The following is a 3,590-nucleotide window of genomic DNA, read 5'->3' on the forward strand; positions in this document are numbered from 1 at the left end:
CTCGCCGGCATCGTGCGCGGCGCCAACCGCCGCCCGGCCGGCGAGGACATCGCCCGCGGTAGCGTGGCGATCCCGGCCGGGCGACGGTTGCGCCCGCAGGACCTGGCGCTTGCCGCCGCGATCGGCCGCGGCGACCTGCCCGTTCGCCGCGCGCTGCGCGTTGCGGTGTTCTCCACGGGCAACGAGTTGACGGAGCCCGGCGGCCTGCGCGCCGCCTCCGGCATCCACGACAGCAACCGCGTGATGCTGATCGCCCTGCTGCGGCGCCTCGGGGCCGACGCGACCGACCTCGGCATCCTGCGCGACGAGCCCGCTTCGCTTGCGGCGGCCTTGCGCGCGGCGGCCGAGTCCCACGACCTGATCCTGACTTCCGGCGGCGTCTCGGTCGGAGAGGAGGACCACGTGAAGGGGGCGGTCGCCGCCGCGGGGTCGCTCGCGTTCTGGCGCCTCGCGATCAAGCCCGGGCGTCCGGTGGCGGTGGGAATGGTCGCCGGGACGCCCTTCGTCGGACTTCCGGGAAACCCGGTGGCGGCCTACGTCACCCTCGCCTTCGTGGTCAGGCCGCTGCTCGACCGCCTCGGCGGGGCGGTGCACGAGCCGGCTTTGGGCGTGCCGGTCCGGTCCGCCTTCGCGCTCTCGCGAAAATCCGGCCGGCGCGAGTTCCTGCGCGTCTGCGTGACGCGCGCCGCCGACGGCGCCTTCGAGGCCGCCCTATTCCCGCGCGGGGGCTCGGGCACCATCACCTCGCTCACCGGCAGCGACGGCCTCGCCGACGTGCCCGAGCCCGTCACCCGCATCGAGCCCGGCGACACGCTCGCGTTCCACCCCTATCCGACCCTGTGGTGATCGCCGGATCGTCGGCGATGCGGCGCCGCGAGCGCTAGGCCGGCACCGCAAGGCGGGGTATCGTAGTGTGTGTGCCGGCATCGTTGCTGCCGACGGAAGGCGAGAGCGTCATGAAGCCCCACGCCGCGGTGAGCGACGTTCCCCCACCGCCGGGCAAGCGCCCGTTCCTCCTCGTCGGGCTGGTCGCCGCCGGCCTGCTCGGCTGGGGCGGCTACGGTCACTGGAAGCAGGCGGCCGCCGCCACCGAAACGCAGCGCAAGGTGCGCGATGCAGTGCCGCGGGTGCGCATCGCCGCCGTCGAGCGCAGCGACAAGCCGGTCGACCTGACGCTGCCCGGCGACATCCAGGCTTTCGCCCGCGCCGCGATCTTCGCCCGCGCGACCGGCTACGTCGCCGAGCGCCGGGTCGACATCGGCTCGCGGGTCAAGGCCGGCGACATCCTGCTCCGGATCGCGGCCCCCGAACTCGACCAGCAGCTCGCCCAGGCCGAGGCGCAGTCTGGGCAGATGCGGGCGCAACTGCTTCAGGCCAAGGCGCAGGTCGACCAGGCCCGCGCCAACGTCAACCTCGCCAACCTCACCAACAACCGCACCTCGACGCTGGCGACCCAGGGCTGGGCCTCGCGCCAGAACGCCGACAACTCGCAAGCCGGCGTGCTCAGCCAGGGCGCGACGCTCGCTGCGGCCGAGGCCGGGGTGAAGGTCGCCGAAGCCAACATCAAGGCGCAGGACGCCACGGTCGACCGCCTGAAGGCGCTCACCGGATTCAAGGACGTGGTCGCGCCCTTCGACGGCGTGGTCACCACGCGCAGCGTCGACGTCGGCGACCTGGTGAAGGCCGACGGCAGCGGCACGCCGCTGCTCGGCATGGACCGCGACGACATCGTGCGTATCAGCGTGAACGTGCCCCAGAACGCCGCCATCGGCGTGAAGAAGGGCGTCGAGGCCTCGATCAAGGTGCCGCAAATCCCGGACCGGACGTTCTCGGGCCGGGTCGAGCGCAGCTCCGTCGCCCTGCTCAGCGCGTCGCGGACGCTGACTACCGAAGTCGACGTGCCGAACCCCGACGGGGTCCTGCGCGCCGGCCTCTACGTCTACGTCACGCTGCAGATCCCGCGCCCGGAGCCGGCGGTGATCGTTCCGGCGGAGGCGCTGGTGTTCAACCAGCGCGGCACGCAGGTCGCGGTGGTCGGCGACGACGACCGGGCCGAGTGGCGCGCGATCCACGTGAAGCGCGACTTCGGCACGACGATCGAGATCGACCAAGGCTTGACCGGGCAGGAGCGGATCGTTCTCGGGCCGCCCGCCGACCTTCGCGACGGGCAGCGGGTGATCCGCGACGGCGGCCAGGGCGAGGCCAAGCCGGTCCAGGCGGCCGCCCGCTGAAGGCGGTCAGTTCACCCGGACGATGAGCTTCATCTTCGGGTGGATGCCGCAGAGCACGACGAAGGTGCCGTTTTTCTCGAACGTCACCGGCGTGCGGCTGCCGGGCACCTGGTCGCCGGAATCGAAGTTGAAGGCGTCCGACTCGATGTAGATGTGGTGCAGCAGGTCGCTGTCGTCGTTGACGATGGTGATCGTGTCGCCGCGCGTGATGACGAGGCTGTTCGGTTGGAACGCCCGCCCCTTCTGCGAGACGAGGTGCCCGCTCGCCTCCAGCCGGCCGACGAAGACGACGCCGGCGAGAAGGCCGGCGACAAGGGCCGTCGCTGTGGCCGCGAACGGACTTCGGAAAACGCGGCCGACCATCGATCCCTCAAGCCGTGACATGGCATTTCCGAAGATGATGCTCGACGGTTAGGTCGTCGTCGTTAAGATTTGGCTGACGCTGGCGGCCGTCCTGCGCGGTATCCGAGGCGATGGTTACGACGGTGCTGTTCGGCCCGATCGCCGATCCAGCCGGGGATACGCGTGGCGGCGACTAATGCCGCCTTAACATTTCACGCTTATCTTGACGCGGTGCGGGCAGGAAGAAGCTACGTTTCCATGCGATGGAATCGAACCGGATCGAAGGTCGGCGGACGCTCGGGGGCCGGCGCGCTGCGGCGTATCGCCGATGCCGGGACGACGATCCGCGGCCGGATACTCGTCGCCTTCCTGACGATGAGCCTGATCACCGGTACCCTCGGGATCTATGCCATCCAGGGGCTTCAGGAGGCGGGTGAGCTCGTCAACCGCACCTACGACGAATCCCTGATGTCGATCAATTACGCGCGGGCCGCGGCGGCGGACTTCGCCAACATGCGCTCGGCCTTCGCCCGTCGCATGGTGACCCGCGACCCGGCCGCCGCCGCCAAGCTGGATGCCGCGATCAACGAACTCGCCTCCACGCTCACCGAGGATCTTGGGATCGCCGTCGAGCGCTCGCAATCGGACCGCGTGGTCCGCTCGGCCAAGGCCGTGCAGGAGGGCGTCGAGCTTTGGGAGACGATGCGCCACGGCCTAGACGGGTCTACGGCCAAGATCGCCGCCTGGGACGCCCTCGATCACCAAGCTGGAATCGTCGACGGGCAGATCGAGCTCCTGGTCAACTACACTGCCGGCGACGGCTTCGTCTTCCGCCAGACCGCCCGGAAGGTGGTCGCGCAGGAGGTGCGCTTCAACCTGATCGCGATGGCGGTCGCGCTGATCCTGTCGGGCTTCGTCGCCTACCTGCTGAACCGCCGGATCACCGGGCCCCTCGCGGCGGCCTCTTCGGTGGCCGCGCGGATCGCGGCCGGACGCCTCGACGACGCCGTGCCGACC

Annotated in this window: 4 protein-coding genes; 3 read left to right on the top strand and 1 reads right to left on the bottom strand. The window is 70.7% G+C overall.

Annotated features, from left to right (window positions below; translation table 11 throughout):
- The coding region (locus FV222_RS20205; protein ID WP_147815482.1) for a molybdopterin molybdotransferase MoeA at positions 1–846 on the top strand (846 nt) is incomplete at its 5' end.
- Between the two features lie 110 nt (positions 847–956).
- The gene (locus tag FV222_RS20210) at positions 957–2,231 is read left to right on the top strand and encodes an efflux RND transporter periplasmic adaptor subunit (protein WP_147761530.1); all 1,275 of its coding nucleotides are present in this window, start codon (positions 957–959) and stop codon (positions 2,229–2,231) included.
- Between the two features lie 6 nt (positions 2,232–2,237).
- On the opposite strand, the gene FV222_RS20215 is transcribed toward FV222_RS20210, so the two are convergent.
- A complete protein-coding gene (locus FV222_RS20215; RefSeq protein ID WP_147761529.1) occupies positions 2,238–2,594 on the bottom strand; it encodes a plastocyanin in 357 nt (118 codons plus the stop codon).
- Between the two features lie 237 nt (positions 2,595–2,831).
- Between FV222_RS20215 and FV222_RS20220 the strand changes: the two genes are divergently transcribed.
- Positions 2,832–3,590, top strand: a 759-nt coding sequence (locus FV222_RS20220) for an MCP four helix bundle domain-containing protein (protein WP_147815483.1), incomplete at its 3' end; no start/stop codon positions are given.

Source organism: Methylobacterium sp. WL103 (genome assembly GCF_008039885.1).
GTDB lineage: Bacteria > Pseudomonadota > Alphaproteobacteria > Rhizobiales > Beijerinckiaceae > Methylobacterium > Methylobacterium cerastii.